The organism is Actinomadura litoris (assembly GCF_009733595.1).
GTDB lineage: Bacteria > Actinomycetota > Actinomycetes > Streptosporangiales > Streptosporangiaceae > Spirillospora > Spirillospora litoris.
The window spans coordinates 66,394-85,866 of sequence record NZ_WOFH01000009.1 but is presented as its reverse complement, the minus strand read 5'-3'; the positions used below and the strand labels follow the sequence as shown (position 1 = coordinate 85,866).

Genomic DNA, 19,473 nt, shown 5'->3' with positions numbered 1-19,473 from the left:
CCCTTACCGCGATGTCAGGGCGGAATGTCGTGAAGCCCAGTTAATCTTGGCTGTTGTGGCATTCCTGCCCCCCTCCCCCCAGCAGCCGCCCAGACCGCCCGGGCCGCCCGACGCCGGTCACCACCACGGCGCCGCGCCCCCCGGCCGCCTCGCCGGCCCGCCGCCCGTCCCCCTCGCGGGCCCGCCGGCGATCCGTCCGCCGACCGTGCTCGGCCTGCGCGCCCGGCAGTGGATGCTCGTGGCCGCCGTCGTCGGCTGCTGCTACCTCGCGATGACCGTCATCGGCGCCGCCGGGGCCTGGACGACCCTGCACCGCGACCCCACCAACGCCGAGCTGCAGCGCGCCGCCAACGCCGAGGTCGCGCGGCGCTGGGAGGCGTGGCCCGCCGACCGGGTCTTCCCCGCGCGGCTCAGCTACGCACCCGACGAGGGCCGCAGCGAGTACGCGACGCGGATGGGCATCGTCCCCGACACCGGCTGCGAGCAGGGAGTGGACCCCGGCCTGATGACGACGCTGCGCAAGCACGGCTGCAAGGCGGTGCTGCGCGCCACCTACACCGACCAGCTCGAAGGGGTCGTCGTCACCGTCGGCGTCGCGGTCTTCCCCGACCCCTGGCAGGCCGACAGGGCGTTCAAGGAGCTTCCCGACTCGCACGGCCCGGACGGGACCGGCACCGTCGCCCCCGCGCTGAAGGCCGCCGCGTTCCCCGGGACGGCCGCCGCCCGCTTCACCGACGCCGCCCGGCAGGACCGGACGTTCGACCGCGGCGGCCCCTATGTCGTGCTGACCACGTCCGGCCAGACCGACGGGCGCCCCGCCGCCGCCGTCAAGAAGCCGCGCCCCGGCGAGCCGTTCATCGTCGCGCCGCAGCTCGGCCGCGCGGTGGCGCGGTCGCTGTCGGTCCGGTCCCTGCCGGACTGCGACCGCAGCGAGTGGCGGTGCTGACCCGGATGCGCGCCCCGGTGCGCGCCCGGACCCGCGCCCGCGTGCGCGGGGCCGCGGCGGTGCTCGCGGCGGCGGCCGTCGCCGCGCCGGTCTGCGGGGCGTGGGTCCCGGTCGCGCCCGCCGCGGCCGCGCGCGCCGACGAGATCCGCGCGGCGCAGCAGCCGATCCTGGACGACCTCGACGTCCCCGCCGCGTGGAAGATCACGCGGGGCCGGGGCGTGACCGTCGCCGTGGTCGACACCGGCGTCGTGGGGAGCCATCCCGACCTCGCCGGGTCGGTCACCACCGGCCCGAACATGCTCGCCCCGATCGACGCGGGGACCAAGCCGCTCCAGATGCACGGCACCAACATGGCCTCGCTGATCGCCGGGCACGGCCACGGGCCCGGCGGGAAGGACGGCGTCATCGGGGTCGCGCCCGAGTCGAGGGTGCTGTCGATCCGCGTCATCGGCCAGAAGGGCGACCCCAGCTACCGGCGGTTCCGCACCGACGAGCGGTCCGAGAGCGCGGTCGCGCGCGGCATCCGCCACGCCGCCGACCACGGCGCCGACGTGATCAACCTCTCGCTCGGCGAGAGCCGGGAGTCGGCGGAGGAGCGGGAGGCCGTCGGCTACGCCATCGGCAAGGGCATCGTGGTCGTCGCGGCGGCCGGGAACGAGGGCGACAAGCGGGGCCTCCTCGACGGGGACGGCTTCGCGCCCTACTCCTACCCCGCGTCCTACCCGGGCGTGATCGCGGTCGCCGCGACCGACAGCGCGCACGCCCGCGTCCCCTTCTCCAACCGCAACTACTCGGTGCTGCTAGGGGCGCCCGGCATCGACATCCCCGTGGCCGGATCCGACGGCGCCTACTACCGCAGCGGCGGCACGAGCGACGCCTGCGCGCTCGTGTCGGGCATCGCCGCGCTGATCCGCGCCCGGCATCCGAAGCTGCCGCCCGCGCTGGTCTCCCAGGCGCTCATCGCCGGCACCCGCTACGGGCCGAGCGGCAAGTACGGCCCGGAGATCGGGTTCGGCCAGGTCAACGCCCAGCGCGCGCTCGCGGCGGCGGACACGCTGACCTCCGCCCGCCCCGGCGCCGCCGCGGGCAAGCCCGCCCGCGACCGGTTCGGCGACGCCGAGCCGGGCCCGGTGGCGATCATCGACCGGCCCGGGTGGGTCAACCCGCTGATCCTGGCGATCATCGTCGTGGGCGCAGGCGGGACGCTGGCCGCCGTGGCGATCTCGGTGGCCTTCCACCGCCGCCACCCCCGCCCCGCCCTGGCGCCCGCCCCGGCCGGCTTCTTCGGCGGGCCGACCGGGCCTCCGTTCGGCGGACGCCCCGGGCAGCCCCCCTCCTTCGGGGGCCGCTCGCCCGGCGCCCCTCCGCACCGTCCGCCCTCGTACATGCGGCAGCCCGGCCCCGCGTATCCGCCGCCACCGAACACGCCACCGAACACACCATCGAACACGCCGCCGGGCGCGCCGTCGTTCGCGCCGCCGGGGCCCCCGCCGAACGGGGCGCGCCCGCCCGGCGAGCCCGACGACTCCGGTGATGCGGGAGGATCGGACGGTGTGGTCGGAACCTGACGAGTACGCCGAGGCCGTCCTGGACGCGGTCGAGCGGATCCCGCCCGGTCGCGTCATGTCCTACGGGGACCTCGCCGAACTCGTCGGGAAGGGCGGGCCCCGGCAGGTCGGGCGCGTGATGTCGCTGTACGGGGGCGCCGTCCCGTGGTGGCGGGTGACCCGGTCGGACGGCAGACCCCCGAGCGGCCACGAGATCGTCGCCCACGAGCACTACCGCGCCGAGGGCACGCCGCTGCGCCCGGACGGGAGCCGCGTCGACATGTCCCGCGCCCGCTGGATGGACGTCGAAGTCGACGAGGCGCCCTGACCCCCGTGACGCTTCTCACGCCCTGACCGCCTCGCCCCCCTTCATCACCGCCGTGCGACCTCGCCACATGCGCGACATGCGTGCGATGTGGTCCGAACGGCCCCGGTGATCTGCTCCAATGAAATGTTGTGCCGCAAGCTTCCTATCGCCTCGTGCGTCGCGCGGGTCCCGCGCGCGCCGTCCCGCCCCTGCTCGACGAGCAGCAGCGGCGGGTGGTCGAGCACGCCGGCGGGCCGATGCTGGTGCTCGCCGGGCCCGGCACCGGCAAGACGACGACGATCGTCGAGGCGGTCGTCGACCGGATCGAGAACCGCGGCACCGACCCCGAGCGCGTCCTCGTCCTGACGTTCAGCCGCAAGGCGGCGGGCGAGCTGCGGCAGCGGATCACCGGGCGGCTGCACCGCACGACGCGGACGCCGCTCGCGCTGACCTTCCACGGCTACGCGTTCGCGCTGCTGCGCCGCGACGCCGTCCTGAACGGGGAGGACGCGCCGAGGCTGCTGTCGGGGCCCGAGCAGCTCCTGGAGGTGCGGCGGCTGCTGGAGGGCGAGCTGGCCGACGGCGCCCGCGACTGGCCGGAGCGGCTGCGCGCCGCGCTGGCCACCCGCGGCTTCGCCGAGGAGCTGCGCGACTTCACGCTGCGGGCGGTAGAGCGCCAGTACTATTCCGACGGCCTCGCCGCGCTCGGACGGATCCGGGGGCGCGACGACTGGCCCGCCATCGGCTCGTTCATGGACCGGTACGAGCAGCGCTTCGCGCTCGACCCCGTCCAGACCTACGACTACGGCGAGCTGATCCAGCGCGCCGCCGGGACGCTCGTCGACGAGGACGCGCGGATCCGCGAGCAGGACGCCTACGACGCGGTGTTCGTCGACGAGTACCAGGACACCGACCCCGCGCAGGAGGCGCTGCTGCGGCACCTGGCGGGGGAGGGCCGCGACCTCGTCGTCGTCGGCGACCCCGACCAGTCGATCTACGGGTTCCGGGGCGCCGACGTGCGCGGCATCCAGGAGTTCCCGACCCGCTTCCCGACGCTGGACGGGCGGCCCGCGCCGGTGGTCGCGCTGCGGACGTGCCGCCGGATGGGCCCGGAGATCCTGGAGGCGTCCCGCCGGATCGCGCGGCGGCTCCCCGCCGGGTCGGCGGGCGCCGCCGAGCACCGCGCGCTCCGCCTTCCGGACGGCCTCGAAGACGGCGAGGTCCGCCCAGCGTCTGCCCCCGCTGGACCCCCCGATGAAAAGCGTGCTGCGTCTGTCAGGGGGGGCGCCCCCCCTGGACCCTCCGATGAAGTGCGCGCGGTGATCGCCGACTCCGAGAGCCAGGAGTCCGCGCTCGTCGCCGACGAGCTGCGCCGCGCGCACCTGCTCGACGGCGTGCCGTGGTCGCGGATGGCGGTGCTGGTCCGCAGCGCGATCCGGCAGGTCCCGGTGCTGCGCCGCGCGCTCGCCCAGGCCGGGGTGCCGGTGGTGGTCGCGGGCGACGAGGTGCCGCTGGTCGCCGAGCCCGCCGTCCGCCCGTTCCTGCTGCTGCTGCGTGCGGCGCTGCAGAAGGGCTTCCTGGACGAGGTGGTCGCCGAGGACCTGCTCACCGGCCCGCTGGGCGGCGCCGACGCCCTCGCCATGCGGCGCCTCAAGCGCGCGCTGCGCGACCTGGAGGAGCTGTCGGGCGGGCAGCGGCCGCTGGGCGACCTGCTGATCGCCGCCGTGAACGATCCGCGCGAGCTGGTCGCCGTGCACGAGAGGGTGCGGGCGCCCGCCGAGCGCGTCGCGCACCTGGTGGAGGTGGCGCGGCGCACCGTCCACGACGGCGGCACCGCCGAGGACGTGCTGTGGGAGGTGTGGCGGGAGAGCGGCCGGGCCGACGTGCTGCTGGAGCAGAGCGCCAAGGGCGGGACGCGCGGCGCCGCCGCCGACCGCGACCTCGACGCCGTCGTCGCGCTGTTCGACCACGCGGCGCGGTTCGTCGACCGGCTCCCGCAGGCGGGCCCCGAGCTCTTCGTCGACACGATCGCCGCGCAGGAGATCGCCGGGGACACCCTCGCCGAGCACGCGCCCGAGGGCGAGGCCGTCCGGATCCTCACCGCGCACCGCGCCAAGGGCCTGGAGTGGGACGTCGTCGTGGTCGCGGGCGTGCAGGAGGGCGTGTGGCCCGACGTCCGGCTGCGCGGGTCGCTGCTCGGCGTCGAGGAGCTGGTCGAGCACGCCGCCGGGGCCGAGCCCGACGGGAAGGACGCGGCGGGCGCGTCGATGGCCGCCAAGATGCTGGACGAGGAGCGCCGCCTGTTCTACGTCGCCGTCACCCGCGCCCGCCGACGGCTGGTGGTGACGGCGGTCGGCGGCGACGACACCGAGGAGCGCCCGTCCCGGTTCCTGAACGAGCTGCTGCCCGGCGCCATCGAGCAGTCGCAGCTCGATGAGAAGACCCGCTGGCTGTCGCTGTCGGCGCTGGTCGCCGACCTGCGCTCGGCGGTCGCCGACCCGTCCCGTCCCGAGCCGCTGCGCCGCGCCGCCGCCGGGCACCTCGCGCGGCTCGCCCGCGCCGGGGTGCGCGGCGCCAGGCCGGAGAACTGGTACGCGATCACCGCGCTGTCGGACGCCGGGCCCGCGTTCGCCGAGGACGAGGGGATCACGATCTCCCCGTCCCAGGTCGAGGCGTTCACCACCTGCGGGCTGCGCTGGCTGCTCGCCTCCGCCGTCGGCGCGCAGGAGGGCGGGCCCAACGAGTTCAGCACGATGGGCAAGGTCATCCACGCGGTCGCGGAGATGGCGGGCGCCGACGACGGGATCAGCGAGGTCCACGTCGCGGAGCGGCTCGACGAGATCTGGAAGGACCTCGACTTCCGCAGCGGCTGGTACTCGGAGAAGCAGCGCGACCAGGCGGCGACGATGGTCGACAGGTTCCTCGCCTGGCACCGCGACAACCCCAACGAGGTCGTCGCGCTGGAGGAGTCGTTCAAGGTCGACCTCGGCCGCGTCGTCATCAAGGGGCGCATCGACCGCGCCGAACGCGACGAGCAGGGCCGCGCCGTCATCATCGACATCAAGACCTCCAGCGGCGCCGTCCCGAAGGAGGACCTCGCGCGGCACCCGCAGCTCGGCGTCTACCAGTACGCGGTGATGCTCGGCGCGTTCGAGCGGCACGGCCTGATCGAGCCCGGCGGCGCCAAGCTCGTCCAGGTCGGCAAGGCCGCCTTCGCCGCGCGGGCCCGCGAGCAGGAGCAGCCGCCGCCCTCGCAGGACGAGGACCCCGAGTGGCCGAAGAAGCTCGTCGAGATCGTCGCGACCGGGATGGCGGGCGAGGTGTTCCAGGCACGGGCCAACGACAAGTGTCGGACGTGTCCCGTACGGTCCTGCTGTCCGGTGCACGACGAGGGCGGTCAGGTTGGCGACTGACCCGGCCCGCCCGCTGGTCGGCGCGGTGGCCGGTGCGGTCGTCGGGGCGGTGGAGGGGGCGGCGAGGTGATCACGCCGGGGGAGCTGGCCCGGCTGCTGGAGATCCCGCCGCCGACCGACGAGCAGGCGCGGGTGATCGAGGCGCCGCTCGCGCCGATGGCGGTGATCGCGGGCGCCGGGTCGGGCAAGAGCGAGACGATGGCCGCGCGGGTGGTGTGGCTGGTCGCCAACGGGTTCGTGCGGCCCGAGCGCGTGCTCGGGCTGACCTTCACCCGCAAGGCCGCCGCCGAGCTGGGCGTCCGCGTCCGCAAGCGGCTCGACACGCTGCGCGAGGCGCTGCCCGCCGACGAGCTGGAGCGGCTCGGCGGCGAGGCGCTGTTCGACGGCGAGCCGATGGTCTCGACCTACCACTCCTACGCCGCGCGGCTGTTCGGCGACCACGCCCTGCGCGAGGCGCTGGAGCCGACGATGCGGCTGATCTCGCCCGCCGTCGCGTGGCAGATCTGCTCCCGCGTCGTCGACACCTACAACGGCCCGATGGACCGCGTCGAGTGGCAGCCCGACACCGTCACCAAGGCCGTGATGGAGCTGGCGGGCGACCTGTCGGAGCACCTGCGCACCCCCGAGGACGTCCGCAAGGTCGGCTCCTGGCTGGACGAGCGGTTCGCGGCGCTGCGCAAGCCGCTCAAGCCGCAGCGCGACATCCTCGCCAAGCACGCCGTCCGCGAGCAGCTCATGCCGCTGGTCGAGGCGTACGGGCGGGCCAAGGCCGACCGGGAGGTCATCGACCACGGCGACCAGATGGCGCTGTCGGCGCGGATCGCCTACCGGCACCCCGAGGTCGGGATGATCGAGCGGTCCCGGTTCTCGGTCGTCCTGCTGGACGAGTACCAGGACACGAGCCAGGCGCAGCTCGTGCTGCTGACCTCGCTGTTCTCCGGCGGGCACCCGGTGACGGCCGTCGGAGACCCGTGCCAGTCGATCTACGGGTGGCGCGGCGCCAGCGCCGGGAACCTGCTGCGGTTCGCCCACGACTTCCCCGCCCAGCCCGCCGTCGCCGGGCGGCGTCCGGTGCCCGCGCCGGTCGTCCAGCTCAGCCGGTCCTTCCGCAACGGCGAGCGCGTCCTGGAGGCCGCCGCCACGATCCAGGAGGAGCTGCGCGCCGAGACCGCCGCCGTGCCCCGGCTCGTCCCCGGCGCCGGGCGCGAGGACCGCGGCCGCGTCGAGTGCGCGCTGTTCGCGACCGTCGAGGACGAGGCCGACAGGATCGCCGCGCGGGTCGTCCGGCTGATGGCCGAGGGTGTCGAGACCGCGCCCGACGGCGGCGCGCTCGGCGAGCCGCTCCGCTACTCGGGCATCGCCGTCCTCGCGCGGAAGCGGTCGCAGTTCCCGCTGATCCGGCGGGCGCTGGAGGCGCGCGGCGTCCCCGTCGAGGTCGTCGGGCTCGGCGGGCTGCTGACCGTCCCCGAGGTGCAGGACGTCGTCGCCACCCTGCGCGCCGTGCACGACCCGACCGCCGGCGCGTCGCTCGCCCGGCTGCTCACCGGGCCCCGCTGGCGGCTCGGCCCGCGCGACCTCGTCGCGCTCGGCCGCCGCGCCCGCGCGCTCGCCCAGGACTCCGCCCGCGACGTCACCCCGCCGGCCTCCGCCGAGGGCCCGGCCGCCGAGGAGGCAGGGCCCGGGGAGGCGGGGCCCGGGGAGGCGGCCGCGGGGGAGCCGGAGGACCCGCTGCGGCAGCTCGTCAGCGAGCTGAACCAGGAGACCGGCAGCCTCGTGGACGCGCTCGACGACCTCGGCGACCCCGCCGCCTACTCCCCGGAGGGCTACGGGCGGCTGCGGCGGCTCCGCGACGAGATGCGCGCGCTGCGCGGCCAGGTCGGGCTCCCGCTGCCCGACCTCGTGACCGAGGTGGAGCGGACGCTCGGGCTCGACATCGAGGTCGCCGCGCGGTCGGGCCTGGATCCGGTGACCGCCCGCGCCGACCTGGACGCCTTCGTCGACGCCGCCGCCACCTTCGCCGGCGACGCCGAGGACCCGACGCTCGGCGCGTTCCTCGCCTACCTCAAGGCCGCCGAGACCGAGGAGTTCGGGCTGGAGGCCGGGCGGGTCGGCGAGACCGACAGCGTGAAGCTGCTCACCGTCCACGCGTCCAAGGGGCTGGAGTGGCCGGTCGTCGTCGTCCCGGGGCTGTCGTACGTGCCGCAGAAGAACGGCGGGCCCGCCAAGGGGTCGATCTTCCCCTCGCCGCCGCAGAACGCCACCCGCTGGACGGCGAACCCGCGCGTGCTGCCGTTCATGCTGCGCGGCGACCGCGCCGACCTGCCCGCGCTGCGCGGCCTCGACAAGGACGACCTCGCCGCCTTCGACCAGGCGTGCTCCGAGCGCGACCTGCGGGAGGAGCGGCGGCTCGCCTACGTCGCGGTGACCCGCGCGTCCAGCCTGCTCATCACGACCGGGTACTGGTGGGGGTCCTCCGGGCGCCCGCTCGGCCCCTCGCCGTTCCTGGAGGAGGTGCGCGCGGTGTGCCTGGCGGGCGCCGGGACGGTCGCGCTGTGGGCCGACCCGCCGGAGGAGGGCGCCGCCAACCCGCTGCTCGCCGATCCCGACGAGGCGCAGTGGCCGCTCGCGCCCGGCGAGCGGGGCCGCGCCGACGCGGGCGCCCGCGAGCGGTACGAGGCCGTCGTGCAGGCCGCCCGCATGGTCGAGGACGCGATCTCGGGCCGCACCCGCCACTGGGCCGGCGACGACGGCCTGTCGGAGGCCGACCGGGGCCGCATGACCGCGTGGGCGCGCGACGTCGAGCTGCTGCTCGCCGAGCGCGACCGCGGGCGCGGCGGCGACGGCACGCTCGTCGAGCTGCCCCAGAACCTGTCGGTGTCGTCGCTGGTGTCGCTCGCGCGCGACCCGGCGGCGCTGGCCCGGCAGATCCGGCGACCGATGCCCCGGCCGCCCGCCCCCTACGCGCGGCGCGGCACCGCGTTCCACGCCTGGCTGGAGAGCCGCTGGGGACAGCAGCGCCTCCTGGACCCCGACGAGCTGCCCGGCGCCGCCGACGAGGGCGCCGTCGACGACGCGCACCTCGCACGGCTGCGGGAGCGGTTCGAGGAGTCGGAGTGGGCGGCGCGGGAGCCGCTCGACATCGAGGTCCCGTTCGAGACCATCATCGGCGACCGGCTGGTCAGGGGCCGCATGGACGCCGTGTTCCGCTCGCGCGGCGGCGGCTACGAGGTCGTCGACTGGAAGACCGGGTCGCCGCCGTCCGGCGACGAGGCGGGGTTCGCCTCCGTGCAGCTCGCCGCGTACCGGCTGGCCTGGGCGGAGCTCGCGGGCGTCGAGGTCGGACGGGTCAGCGCGGCCTTCCACTACGTCAGCGCGAACCGCACCGTCCGGCCCGCCGACCTCCTCGACGCGGACGGGCTGGCGGCGCTGCTGGAGTCCGTCCCGTCGGCCTGACCCCCGCTCGGGTTTGGATCCGGCCGGTTCCGGCGTTGTGAGCTTGCCTTTCGCCGTGACGTGGGACGTGTCACGCCGCCGGGTGATGACTCTCACTTCCCCCTGTTCACCGTGCGTGGTTTCGGGGATGATCCGGGCACTACCTCAGGGAGGCGACGTGACGGTGACGCATGACGACAAAGTCGTACGGGAGTTCTCAAAGCAGGCGGCGGGGTTCGCCGATCCCCGGCTGAACGTCGCGTTCACCCGCCACCTGGACCGGCTCGTCCGGTTCATGGAGCCCGAACTCGACCCGGAGGACGTGGTGCTGGAGGTCGCCGCCGGAACCGCGCTCGTCTCCCGCGCCGTCGCCCGCCGCGTCCGGCACGCCACCGCGCTCGACCTCACGCCCGCGATGCTCGCCGAGGGCAAGCGCGAGGCCGACCGCGACGGCCTCACCAACCTCACCTTCACCCACGGCGACGCCACCGACCTCCCCTACGTCGACCGGTCGTTCACGCTCGTGGTGACGCGGTTCTCCCTCCACCAGGTCGCGGGGCCGGAGGCGCTCGTGCGGGAGATGGTCCGGGTCAGCCGGCCCGGCGCCGCGCTGATCATCGCCGACCTCGTCCGGCCCGAGGGCGCCGCCGGCGACCCGGACCGCATCGAGCGGCTGCGCGACCCGTCCCACGGCACCGCGCTGACCACCGCCCAGATCACCGACCTCGTCACGGCGGCGGGCGCCGAGGTGAAGCGGCGCGAGGAGTTCACCTTCACCCGCCCGCTGCGCCCGTGGCTGGAGCTGTCCCGGACGCCGGACGACGTGGCCGCCCAGATCCGCCAGGAGCTGGAGGACGAGCTGGCCGGCGGCCCCGCGACCGGCATGCGCCCCAGCCTGGTCGACGGGGAGCTGCACTTCACGCACTCCTACCTCCACCTGCACGCCGTCGTGGGCTGACGCCCGCCGGCGCGGCGCGAACGTGGCCACCGGGACGGAAGGTGTCCCTGGTGGGCATGGTGCGCTCACTGTCCGGTTATGTCGCTTCACGTATTTACTTCATTACGGTTGGTGATTATCTGAAGTCGGCCGGAATGGAGCCCAATATCGTGAACTCTCTGCTGGTCAGGACGGGCGCGGCGACCGCCGCCGGCCTCGCGGTGGCCCTCGCCGCCCCGTACCCGTCGCTCGCCGCCGCGCGCGGCCGGGAGGTCGCCGTCACGGTGCGTCCCTCCACCTCCCTGGCGGAGACCGCGAGGGTCGAGGTGTCGGGCGACGGCCTGGACCCCGAGGACACCTACTACGCCCAGCAGTGCGGCGCCGTCGAGGAGGGCGAGCCGTCCTGCGACCAGGGGAACCGCGTCCGGATCACCCCGGACGGGAACGGCGCGTTCAGGGTGGCGCTGACCGTCCACCGGAGGTTCGAGGCGGCGAGCGGCGACCGGCCGCGCGTCGCGGTCGACTGCGCGCAGGTCGGGTGCACGGTCGGGGTCGGCGACGAGGACGGCGAGGACGCCGGAAGCGTCCCCGTCTCGTTCCGCTGACGCCGCGCACCGCCCGTCGCCTCCGCGCCCTCCGCCCGCGCCGGGCCGCCCTCATCGGCGGCTCCGGCGCGGGCACTCCGCCGAGGCCGCTTTTTCGGACGGCTGTTTTTCGAGCAAACGTTCGACGTGGCTCGCTCGTATGTTCTAGGTTGTCCGCCATGGGTTCCAGCAACGTGCGCTCCCTCGACCGCGAGCCGGCCGCGCTGGCGATGCGCATCGGCGTCGTGGCGGCCGAGGCCGCCCTCGCCACCTTCGCCCGCAACCTCGACCTGGACGACCTCGCGGACGGCGTCGACTTCCAGGGTGCCATCGGGCCTGCCGAATGGCCCGTGTTCTCCCTGGTCATCGACACCCTCGCGGAGGCCGCCCCGGGCGATGGCCGGTCGGTGGACGAGCGCCGCGCCGACGCCCTCAACGACCTGGCCCGCATCTGCATGGCGGCCAAGGAGCGCGCCGGCGCCGCCTGAGCGTCCGTGCTGACGGACCGCCCCCGCCGGGACGGCGCCCGAGCTCCCCGCGGCCCGGGTCCGGGCGCCGTTCCTCGCGCGGCCCTGCACCGCCCAGCCCTGCACCGCCCAGCCCTGTCCCGTCCGGCTATCCGCCCTGTTCGCGCAGTTCCTTCGGCTTGACCTTGCCCGTGCTGGTGCGCGGGAGCCGGTCGACGAAGCGCACGTCCCTGGGCACCTTGTACCGGGCCAGGTGCTTCCTCACATACGCCCTGAGGTCGTCCTCGCCGAGATCCGACCCGGGGGCGCGGACGACGTGGGCGGCGAGCCGCTGCCCGAACCGCTCGTCGTCCACGCCGGTCACCACGACCTCGGCGACGCCCGGGTGGCCGTCCAGGAGCCGCTCGACCTCGCCGGGGAAGACGTTCTCGCCCCCCGAGACGATCATGTCGTCGGTGCGGCCGTCGACGAACAGGCGTCCGGCGCCGTCGAAGTGCCCGAGGTCTCCCGAGGCGGTCAGCCCGTCCCGCACCCGCCTGCCGCCGCCCCCGGTGTAGCCCGCGAACCGCAGCCCGCCGCCGACGTGGATCTCGCCGGTCTCGCCCGGGGGCAGCTCCCGACCGTCCTCGCCGAGGATCTTGATGGTGAGGCGGAACGAGGGCCGCCCGACGGTGCCCGGGGCCTCGCGCAGGTCGGCGGGCGTGGCGATCGTGGCCCAGCCCGTCTCGGTCGCCCCGTAGACGTTGACGAGCACGTCGCCGAACGCGTCCATGAACGCCTCCGACAGGTGCGGGTGCAGCGCCGACCCGCCGCAGACGACCGCCCGCAGGCGCGGGGCCGGGTCGGGCCCGGCGTCCAGGAGCCGCTGGAGCATGACGGGCACCGCGACCAGAGTCTCCGCGCGGTGGTCGCGGATCGCCCGCAGCGTTTCGGACGCGTCGAACCGCCGCGACAGCACGAGCGGCATCCCCATCCCCAGCCCCACCGACATGTAGGCGAGCCCCAGGATGTGGAACAGCGGCGGCCCGATCACGATCGGCGCCCCGGAGCGGACCGGGACGCGCATCAGATGGCTCAGCGCCACCGGCAGCAGCGCGGTCAGCGACACCTCGTGCCGGGCGCCCTTCGGCGTGCCGGTGGTGCCGGAGGTCATGACGATCACGCGGCTGGTCCGGCCCGCCCGGTGCGGCCGGGACCCGCCCGCCTCGACGCGCCCGCCGGTCCAGGCCGCCGCCCGCCCACCGGCGTACGCGGACTCCGCCACCAGCGCGCCGAACTCCTCGTCATGGACGAGCAGCCCGATGCCCTCGCGTTCGGCGACCCGTCCGAGCTGGGCGGCGGAGAAGTCGGTGTTGAGGAGCACGACGTCGTTGCCGAGCCGGGACGCCGCCAGCAGGGCCGCGACGAAGCCCCGGTGGTTGCGGCACAGGATCCCGACCCTGCCGTCCGGGTCGGCGAGGCGGTCGTGGAAGGCCCGCGCCAGCGCGGCGGCCGCGTGCTCCAGCTCCTCGTGGGTGAGCGCGCCGTACTCGTCGATCAGCGCCGTCCGGCCGGGGAACCGCAGCGCCGCCATCGCGCCGATCGTGGCGGGGACGGCGCCGAACCGCAGGTAGGGGAGCGGCAGCCGCGCCGCGCGGTCCGGACGCACCGGCGCCAGCATCCCGGTGTCGCGGACGGCGTGCGCCGCCCGCGCTCCGAGGCTCGCGAACGAGCGGACCCTGTCCAACACCATCACGTGCACCTCTCTCGGGGGCTCCTGGACGTACCCACTTCCGGATACCGTCTTCCCATGATCACTGCGGACGACCTCGACCGGGCCCTCCGGCTGTCGCTGGAGGTGCTCGACGCGGCACCCCCGGACGGCTGGGACAGCAAGGCGGGCACGCTGGAGTGGACCTGCTGGGAGACCGTCGAGCACCTGGCCGACGACCTGTTCGCCTACGCCGCGCAGCTCGGCCCGCGCCGGCCGCCCCAGGACCGCGAGGTGCCGTTCCTGTGGGAGCGCCGCCGTCCGGGCGGGCCCGCCAACGTCATCTACGCCGACCGTTCCGCCGGTCCGGAGGGGCTGCTCGACGTGCTGGAGTCGTGCGGCGCGCTGCTGGTCGCCATGGCCCGGTGCACGCCGCCGGAGGTCCGGTCGCACCACGGCTTCGGCCTGTCGGACCCGGCGGGGTTCGCCGCCATGGGGGCCGTGGAGGTCCTCGTCCACACCCATGACCTGGCGGCGGGCCTCGGCCTGACCTGGGAACCGCCCGGCGACCTGTGCGCGGGCGTCCTCACGCGCCTCTTCCCAGGCGCGCCGGAGGGCGACCCCTGGCAGGTGCTGCTGTGGTCCACGGGACGCGGCGACCTGCCGGGCCGCGCGCGTGTCACCACGTGGCGCTGGGACAGCAGCGTGCGGGATCAGCGGATGTAGTGGAAGCCCGGGTGCGGGTGCATCAGGAAGTCGTGGTGGGAGATGTTCCACGCGTAGGCGCCCGCCATGGCGAAGGCGATGACGTCGCCCGGGGCGAGGGGCGGCACGGCGACGTCGCGGGCGAAGACGTCCTTCGGGGTGCAGAGCTGGCCCACGAGCGTCGCCCTCCCGGTCGGCGCGGACCTCTGGGTGAGGACCTCAAAGGGCTGGTCGTGGCCCTTGGCCGCCGGGGTCCGCAGATGGTGGGTTCCGCCGCGCAGGACCACGTAGGTCTCGCCCCGGGTCGTCTTCACGTCCAGGACGTCGGTGACGTAGCGGCCGTGATAGGCGGTCACGGCGCGGCCCGGCTCGACGCGGAGCCTCCCCTGGGGGAGCCCGGCGCCGTAGGCGTCCCAGTCGAACCGCGACTCCGGGTCGGTGTAGTCGACGGCCATTCCGCCGCCCAGATTGATCTCGGGTTCGGTGACCCCGTGCCCGCGCAGCCAGGGGACCGCCCACGCGGTCATCCGCTTCGCGAGGTCGAGGAGCGCCGGGGCGTCCAGGCCGGACGCGAGGTGCGCGTGAATCCCTTTCAGCGTGATGCCGGGGGAATCGGCTATGCGGCGGGCGCATTCGTTCAGGGCGTCCACGTCCATGCCGAAAGGCCCGTTCATCGTCAGGACGGCGCCGGGCACCGCGAATGGGAGATTGGCCCTGAGGAGAACCTCGGCCCGGCCCAGTCGCTGAAGCCGGATCAGCTCGCGCGGGCTTTCGATATGGATGCGCTCGACGTTGAAGGCCACGGCCCGCGCCAGTTCCTCGTCGGTCTTTCCGGGACCGCCGAACGCGATCGGAATGTCCGGGAGCGCTTTGCGGACGTGGGCCAGCTCGCCGCCCGAGGAGACCTCGACCCCGTCGAGGTGGGGGGCGAGCGTGCGCAGGACCTCCGGATCGGGGTTCGCCTTGGCGGCGTAGAGGAGTTCGGCGCCGCGCAGCGCGGAGCGGATCGCCCGGGCGTGGTCGGCCAGCCCGGCCAGGTCGTACACGTAGGCCGGGAAGGGCAGGTCGACGAGGTTCACGGCGCCGTTCTTCACCGGGGCGTCGCCAGCGGGTTCGGGACGGGCACGTAGGAGGCGGCGCGGTCGGCGGTGCGGGCCCAGCGGGTGCGGAGGTTGGCCTTCGCGGGCAGCGGGACCCCGGCCAGCAGCGCCCTGACCTGCGGGTGCGCGTCGTGGGCGGCGAAGTGGTCGCGGGCCGTCCGCCACAGCTCCAGGGACGGGTGCAGGTCGGCGACCGCCGCCGCCGTCTCGGTGAGGTGGTTGACGAGCAGGCAGTAGACGACGCGGTTCCAGCCCTGGTCGGGGGCGTAGGTGAGCGCCTCGGCGACGCGGGGCGGGAGGTGGGCGAGGTCCCAGCGCCCGGCGGTCAGCTTGGTGCCTTCGAGGTCGCGGAACGCGGCGTGGACGGGCATCCCGTCGGCGTCGACGCAGATCAGGACGTTCTGGAGATGCGGCTCCAGCACGATGCCGTGGTCGAGGAAGGCGTGCAGGACGGGCGGCGCGACGTGGGCGACATAGGCGTTCCACCACGCGTGGGCCCCTTCCGGGGTGGCCATCGCGGGCAGGCCCGCCAGGAGGGTGCTGTAGGGGTCCGCCAGGGCCCCGGCCAGAAGCGGAGTGCCGGGAAGGGATCTCACGCCCTCGCGGAGGATCACGCCCAGGCCCTCGTAGAGGTGGAGGTCGGCGAGGGCGAGGGTCCGGTAGGCGGGTTCGGAGAGGAACGTGGCGTCCAGGAACGGACGCGGAAGCAGGCGGTTGAGCGCCATCGCCCCCGAAAGCTCGTACCAGGCGTTCTTCCGGACGCAGTTGGTGATGCGGACGTCCAGGCTGAACTTGCAGAACACATCCGCCTCGGGGAGGTACACCGTGCGCACCGATGACGTGGGCACGGCCTCCGCTCCGGACGGCCCGAGATCCCTGACGACGCCCTCGGCCAGGGCGCGCCGCAGGACGGGGCGGTGCGAGAGCAACGAGAGCTGCCAAGGATGGACGGGCAGCGTCTTGTGCCCCGCAGGAGGCGGCGGACCGTAGCCCTGAAGGGCGGTGAACGCGTTCGGGTCGCCCTCCTCGGCCACCAGCTCGTCCGGAACCGCCAGCCAATGCGGACGAAACCGGGAGCGCGTCTCCGGTGCGTACCTGAGCCACTCATCAGGTGCGCCCTGCCGGGATTTGGGCGAGGGATGAAAACGGTGGCCCGCCACCAAAGACTGCTCCGAGGCGATGTAGGGGTCCTCGGCGGGCTCCCCGCGCGCGCCGAGGATGGCGGTCAGCGCGCCGTGGCTGTCGCCGACCTGGGTGAGGAACTCGGGGTTGGGGCGTCCCGTCGCCAGCTCCAGCTCTCCCGCCACCAGGTCGGCCAGGCGGTCCCAGGAGGCGGGGATCCACGCGTCCTCGCGCTGCTCCTCGTAGGGCGCCGCGAGGCGGTAGGTGGGGCCGGCCGGGGGGCGGGCGAGGCCCGTGCGCAGGACGACGCCCGCCCGGGGCAGCCGCAGGACGAGCCGCCCCCCGTCCGGCCACACCTGCTGCTCGGGCCCGCACACCTCGCGGACGAGGCAGTTCAGCAGCGCGGTGGCGGTCGCGTCGTCGGCCGTCAGGACCGGTTCTGTCAGCAGCACGTGTCGTCCCGTAGGTAGTTCGGCCCCGGCGGGCCGTAGTGCTTGTTGATGTCGGCGGCGCCGGTCCTGGCCTTGTCGACGAGGGTCCCGGCGGTGACCATGGCCTTGCCCGGCAGCGACGCCGCGTCCAGCGTGCGGGAGCGCAGGAACGCCGCGTCCGGCCCGAGCGCGGCGTCGAGCCGGTCGCGGATCAGCGCGCGGCCCGCGCGCCAGGGGAGCAGCCCCCGCGCGGCGAGGCCCAGGGCGGGCGCGGCGGCGCACAGGTGCAGGGTGATCGTGGTGAAGACGCGCGCGAGCGCCTCGGGGTCGCGGGTCCGCATCCGCCGGTCCACGAGGTCGCGCGGGTCGGCGGACGGGTCGACGCCGAGGCGGCCGCGCAGCACGTCCGGGTCGACGAGCGCGCCGTCGTTGTCCTTGACCAGGAGGCGGGGCGGGCCGTCGTCCAGGACGAGCGCCACGTTCTGCTGGTGCGCCTCCAGGGCGATCCCGTAGCGGAACAGGGTGACGTTCCAGGAGAACAGCGCCGACAGGTAGGCGCCGAACAGGGACGCGACGTCCCAGCGTTCGATGACCTGGCCGCCGTCCGGGGCGTCCGCGAGTAAGGCCGCGACGGGGACGACGTGCGCGCGTGCCGTCTCCACCGGGAAGCGCCGGACGAGGTAGCCGAGATGCGGCGAGACCGCATGGCCGTAGGTCTGCTCGTCGGCCAGCAGGACGGGCAGCTCCTCCCGCTCCAGGACGCGGCGCAGGATCCGCTCCACGAGCGCGCCGTCCGGCAGCGTGCCGGGGACGATGGTGCGGCGGTTGCGCAGCCCCAGCGTGCTCGTCGGCAGCGGCATCTTCAGGTGGTCGAGCGGGGCGGCCGCCACCGTCCGCATGGACAGCGTCGGGGCGACCTGGAGGTAGCGGTCGGGAGCGACCGTCACCCCGGGCTCGCGCCGCACGCGGGGCACCGCCAGGGGATGGACGGGGAAGAGCTCGGCCGACGTCCGCAACCCCACGTCCGCGGCGGTGGGCCACCAGGCCGGCCGCTCGCCCGCGAGCGTCGCGCCGGGCACGGCGGCCCAGTGCAGCGCGAACGACGGGCCGAACTCGGGGGCGTAGCGGCTGAGATCGGCTGTGCGGAGTCCCGTCCGCCCTTTGCCGGTCGGGTATACGGGATGGTCGTTGTAGGCGGCGAGCGTCTCGTAGAACGTGCCGGGGCCGGTCCTCAGCTCGTCCGGTAGGCGCGCCAGGCGCCGGTGGACGGCCGGGCGCGCCTCCTCGTGCAGGCGGATCGCGGTGAGGGCGTCCCTGCATTCGCGCTCGAAGGCCGTGACGTCGTCCTCCGGATCGGCCAGCGCGCGGACGGCCGCGAACACGTCCCGCAGGCGGAGGTCCTGCGCGGCGTCCACGACGAGCGCGGACAGGAACGGCGGGTCCGCCGGCACCAGCCCGACCGCGCGGCCCGGCAGCCGCAGCGTGCGGGACTCCGGGTCGACGCGGCGGCGCAGCCCCGCGTAGTCCTCGCGCAGCAGGGCGTCCAGGACCCGGGCCGCCAGCGGGCCCTCGATGTCCGTCACGTGATGACCCACCTGCGGGACGCGCGGAAGCGGGCGAGCGCGGCCTCCACCGCGTCCGGCGCCGGGCCGATCGCGCGCACGGTGCCGAGGTAGTCCCGGTTGGTCCGGGTGAGGGCGATGGTGTCGCCGATCTTCCGCTGCGGCCGGTAGGTGAGCCGCACCGCGCCGTCGTCGATGTCGCAGGGCTCGGGCGCGGCGGTCAGCATCCCGGCGCGGTCGGCGATGACCGGCTCGGCGACCGCGTGCCCGCCGGTCGCCGCGCCCGCGTCGGCGGGCAGGCGCTCGCCCAGGTGGACGCGCAGGATCCGCTCGTGCAGCGGGACGCCCAGCAGGTCGGCGAGCAGCAGGTCGCAGTGGTCGCCGATCAGCCGGTAGTTCACCTCGATGATCCGCGCGCGGCCCTCGTGGACGACGAACTCGGTGTGGCAGGCGCCGAAGCCGACGCCGAGCGCCGCGAGCCGCCCCAGGATCTCCGGGGTCTGCGGGGGAGGCGGCGCCCATTCGAGGCGCTCCTCGACGAAGAACGGCGGCGGCGACATCCGCGTCCGGAACGAGCCGAGCACCCGCAGCCCGTGCCCGTCGCCCAGCGTCTCCAGCGTGTGCACCTCGCCCGGCAGGTACTCCTCGGCCACCAGCGGGTCCGGCCGCCGCGCCGCGATCTCGGCGCGGCGCAGCGCCAGCTCCCGCGCGTCCCGGACGAGGAACACGTCCTCGCTGGCCACGCCGTCCCGCGGCTTGAGGACGAGCGGGAACGGCGCGTCCGGCGGCACCGCGTCCGCCGCGGCCGAGAACACCGGGTCGAGCGCGGCGAGGTGGCGGCGCATCAGGGCCTTGTTCTTCGCCCGCGTCGCCGCCCGCCAGTCCTTGCCCGGGAGCCCGAAGTAGGCGGCGGCCAGCGCCGTCTGCGCCTGGAGGAAGTCGCTGTTGGAGAAGATCGCGGCGGGCGGTGCGGCCGCGCCGACATGGGCGATGATCTCGCGGAAGTCCGAGACGTCGCACTCGGCGACCGCGCCGTGGTGCCCGTGGGCGGACGGCCGGTCGGTGAGCAGGACCACGTCCAGGCCCAGCCGGGCGGCGGCGGGCAGGAAGCCGTGCGTCACCGAGGTGGTCGCCTTCCCGGCGACCAGGTAGAGAGTGGAGGCCAACGTCGGCCTTTCCAGTGCGTGAGGTCAGGAGTGAGGTTAGCCTTGCCTAACTGGAGGCCCTCAC

Annotated in this window: 14 protein-coding genes; 9 read left to right on the top strand and 5 right to left on the bottom strand. The window is 75.1% G+C overall.

Features of this window, described 5'->3' with window-relative positions; all coding sequences use genetic code 11:
* Positions 1-55: 55 nt before the first annotated feature.
* From GNZ18_RS24525 to GNZ18_RS24490, 8 genes are all read left to right on the top strand, one after another.
* Positions 56-946: a hypothetical protein gene (locus GNZ18_RS24525; RefSeq protein WP_156218909.1), complete on the top strand. Its 891-nt coding sequence runs from the start codon at positions 56-58 to the stop codon at positions 944-946.
* Positions 940-2,514, top strand: coding sequence for a S8 family serine peptidase (locus GNZ18_RS24520; protein WP_312874706.1), 1,575 nt, complete (start codon positions 940-942; stop codon positions 2,512-2,514). Before GNZ18_RS24525 ends, GNZ18_RS24520 begins: the two co-directional genes overlap by 7 nt.
* Positions 2,498-2,821, top strand: coding sequence for an MGMT family protein (locus GNZ18_RS24515; protein WP_312874705.1), 324 nt, complete (start codon positions 2,498-2,500; stop codon positions 2,819-2,821). Before GNZ18_RS24520 ends, GNZ18_RS24515 begins: the two co-directional genes overlap by 17 nt.
* Before the next feature lie 152 nt (positions 2,822-2,973).
* The gene (locus GNZ18_RS24510) at positions 2,974-6,213 is read left to right on the top strand and encodes an ATP-dependent helicase (RefSeq protein ID WP_312874704.1); all 3,240 of its coding nucleotides are present in this window, start codon (positions 2,974-2,976) and stop codon (positions 6,211-6,213) included.
* Positions 6,214-6,279: 66 nt separating this feature from the next.
* Positions 6,280-9,666 carry an ATP-dependent helicase gene (locus tag GNZ18_RS24505; RefSeq protein WP_312874703.1) on the top strand — a complete coding sequence of 1,129 codons (3,387 nt, stop codon included), beginning with the start codon at positions 6,280-6,282 and terminating at the stop codon, positions 9,664-9,666.
* 157 nt (positions 9,667-9,823) lie between these two features.
* Positions 9,824-10,603, top strand: a complete 780-nt coding sequence (locus GNZ18_RS24500) for a methyltransferase domain-containing protein (protein ID WP_214616792.1) — start codon at positions 9,824-9,826, stop codon at positions 10,601-10,603.
* 149 nt (positions 10,604-10,752) lie between these two features.
* Positions 10,753-11,187 (top strand): enediyne antibiotic chromoprotein, encoded by a 435-nt coding sequence (locus GNZ18_RS24495; RefSeq protein WP_173390880.1) that lies wholly within the window; start codon positions 10,753-10,755, stop codon positions 11,185-11,187.
* 158 nt (positions 11,188-11,345) lie between these two features.
* Positions 11,346-11,654, top strand: a complete 309-nt coding sequence (locus tag GNZ18_RS24490; RefSeq protein WP_156218905.1) for a hypothetical protein — start codon at positions 11,346-11,348, stop codon at positions 11,652-11,654.
* Between the two features lie 127 nt (positions 11,655-11,781).
* Here GNZ18_RS24490 and GNZ18_RS24485 read toward each other — a convergent pair whose 3' ends face one another.
* Positions 11,782-13,365 (bottom strand): AMP-binding protein, encoded by a 1,584-nt coding sequence (locus GNZ18_RS24485; RefSeq protein WP_156218904.1) that lies wholly within the window; start codon positions 13,363-13,365, stop codon positions 11,782-11,784.
* A 57-nt stretch (positions 13,366-13,422) separates the two neighbouring features.
* Between GNZ18_RS24485 and GNZ18_RS24480 the strand changes: the two genes are divergently transcribed.
* On the top strand, positions 13,423-14,049 hold the full coding sequence (locus GNZ18_RS24480) for a maleylpyruvate isomerase N-terminal domain-containing protein (RefSeq protein ID WP_156218903.1): 627 nt from the start codon (positions 13,423-13,425) through the stop codon (positions 14,047-14,049).
* On the opposite strand, the gene GNZ18_RS24475 is transcribed toward GNZ18_RS24480, so the two are convergent.
* From GNZ18_RS24475 to GNZ18_RS24465, 4 genes are read right to left on the bottom strand one after another with little or no spacing between them, the layout of a single operon-like run.
* Positions 14,037-15,107 carry a type III PLP-dependent enzyme gene (locus GNZ18_RS24475; RefSeq protein ID WP_312874702.1) on the bottom strand — a complete coding sequence of 357 codons (1,071 nt, stop codon included), beginning with the start codon at positions 15,105-15,107 and terminating at the stop codon, positions 14,037-14,039. The two genes, GNZ18_RS24480 and GNZ18_RS24475, sit on opposite strands and share 13 nt — an antisense overlap.
* Positions 15,108-15,118: 11 nt before the next feature.
* The gene (locus GNZ18_RS41485) at positions 15,119-16,702 is read right to left on the bottom strand and encodes an IucA/IucC family protein (RefSeq protein WP_214616788.1); all 1,584 of its coding nucleotides are present in this window, start codon (positions 16,700-16,702) and stop codon (positions 15,119-15,121) included.
* Positions 16,693-18,264, bottom strand: coding sequence for an IucA/IucC family protein (locus GNZ18_RS41480; RefSeq protein WP_312874701.1), 1,572 nt, complete (start codon positions 18,262-18,264; stop codon positions 16,693-16,695). The genes GNZ18_RS41485 and GNZ18_RS41480 overlap by 10 nt, the downstream gene beginning before the upstream one ends.
* Positions 18,261-19,409: an ATP-grasp domain-containing protein gene (locus GNZ18_RS24465; protein ID WP_156218902.1), complete on the bottom strand. Its 1,149-nt coding sequence runs from the start codon at positions 19,407-19,409 to the stop codon at positions 18,261-18,263. Before GNZ18_RS24465 ends, GNZ18_RS41480 begins: the two co-directional genes overlap by 4 nt.
* Positions 19,410-19,473 lie beyond the last annotated feature (64 nt).

Excerpts from the sequence above, each read along its gene's own strand:
- GNZ18_RS24485 (WP_156218904.1), bottom strand. The coding sequence starts at position 13,365 with ATGGTGTTGGACAGGGTCCGCTCGTTCGCGAGCCTCGGAGCGCGGGCG.
- GNZ18_RS24490 (WP_156218905.1), top strand. The coding sequence starts at position 11,346 with ATGGGTTCCAGCAACGTGCGCTCCCTCGACCGCGAGCCGGCCGCGCTG.
- GNZ18_RS24480 (WP_156218903.1), top strand. The coding sequence starts at position 13,423 with ATGATCACTGCGGACGACCTCGACCGGGCCCTCCGGCTGTCGCTGGAG.